At 48.4% G+C, this 1652-nt stretch carries 3 protein-coding genes; all 3 read left to right on the top strand.

Annotated features, from left to right (window positions below; all coding sequences use genetic code 11):
* Positions 1-771, top strand: a 771-nt coding sequence (locus BUB60_RS19405; RefSeq protein ID WP_207650784.1) for a TreTu family toxin, incomplete at its 5' end; no start/stop codon positions are given.
* Between the two features lies 1 nt (position 772).
* The gene (locus BUB60_RS19400) at positions 773-1081 is read left to right on the top strand and encodes an immunity protein TriTu family protein (RefSeq protein ID WP_073083417.1); all 309 of its coding nucleotides are present in this window, start codon (positions 773-775) and stop codon (positions 1079-1081) included.
* 275 nt (positions 1082-1356) lie between these two features.
* Positions 1357-1652 (top strand): hypothetical protein (locus BUB60_RS19395; RefSeq protein WP_143162438.1); only part of this gene is annotated, 296 nt, incomplete at its 3' end.

Here is a 1652-nt window from a genome sequence, read left to right as displayed (position 1 = left end):
GCTATAATGTTCGGCACGCTTGGGACCGTCGGCTCTGCCGCGAATCAGGATTGGAGCGCGCCCGGAAAAGCAACTCTGAACACCGCCCTCGGCGGTGGTCTCAGCGCATTGGGCGGCTATCTCGGGGGAAAAGCCGCAGAGACGGCCGGAGCATATCTCGACCAGTGGGCTCGCATCAAAGGAGGGAACGAGCTGCCCGAATACCGGCCGAGCATTGCAAACAGCAAGGGTGAGGGATATAATGGAAACCGGGAAAGGGCATACGAGACTGTAAAAGGTCTGGGGAAGAGCGCTGAAACTAGTGCTGAGGGCGCGGGAAATGATGCCTATAACGCTTACCTCAAAATGCTGGATGAGCTGGAGGCAGCGAGAAAATCCGGCATGACAGCCGAAGAAGCCACGTTATTGGACAAGTACAATCTGAAAATGTACACTGAGGGCGCGGGGAATGTAGGAACTACACGTGTTGGAAGATGGATGTCTCAAGCTGAATACAAAAAATTGCTTGAAACCGGAACCGTACCAGAAAGTTTTTCGGGGACAACACATGTCGCAAATCCTGCCGATATAAGTGCTTTTGGGAAACAGGCAAAACCCGGAAGTGTTTACGTTGAATTTGATGTCCCAAGTACTTCGATAAAACCCACAAGCAACGGATGGTCCAAAATTATCGGGCCAAATTCTCTTGAAGGACGTTTAGCGCTAAAAAAGGGATTAGCATTGCCTGAGATGCCTAAAGCTACCAATATCAAAATCGTGGGAGGTAAGTGATGTGACAAAACGATTCTTACAATGGAACGAGGAAAATCGTAAAAAGCTTGATGAAAGGGGAATTACGATTGACCAAATAATAGAAAATGCTGAACCCACGGACAATGATGGTATTGCAGTAGACTATCTGTCTAAAATCTGTTTGGGACGTGTCAGTGTATGGGAATCAGGAGATGTCGATATGGAGATTCTCAATATTAGTAGCGAAGAAGTGCTTTTTTATAAGCATTATGACTCGCTAAAAACAGTTGACTTCAACAAACTACTTCAAGAATTTTTTGATGTCATGCAGCATGGAACAAGGCTATAAACACTACCTCATAGCTAATCGACAGTTCCTTTTCTAAGAAGGTCACAGGTATACAAATTTATATGCCTCGAATCCTTATAAAAGCATATATTTCTAAAGATCCAGCATAACAAATCGTACTGCCACCTAATCTGAAAATGTATACTGAGGGAGCGGGGGAGACATATACTCAAGGGTCGAAGATACCGGGCGAGCTTGGCTCATTCCACTCATGGGCCATTAATAATAGATAACACAATCCCGCCCCAAAGTAATTTGGAGGCGGGATTACTGTTATGCTGGGTGTCCCGTTCACAGCGGCGACGGCGGAAAATCTGCAAACGCTGAACGAACAGGCGACACGGGCGGCGGATGTGTACGGCCTGGATTCTCCGCAGGTGGCCGCGCTCATTGGGCGGCGGCGGGATTTGCAGGCTTCGCAGAAGCACGTTGAGGATGTTTACATGGCACAGCCGGCGAAGCTCACGGAGTCGGAACGTCAGGCGCGGGAATTGCAGCAGGCCGTCAAGACATCAACGGGGGTTCAGAAGAGGCAATTTCAGAAGCAGTACGACGCGCTTGTGAATTCTGA

It is taken from the genome of Sporobacter termitidis DSM 10068 (genome assembly GCF_900130065.1).
GTDB classification, from domain to species: domain Bacteria; phylum Bacillota; class Clostridia; order Oscillospirales; family Oscillospiraceae; genus Sporobacter; species Sporobacter termitidis.
The sequence above is the reverse complement of the archived record's forward strand: the minus strand, read 5'-3'. Positions and strand labels throughout refer to the sequence as shown.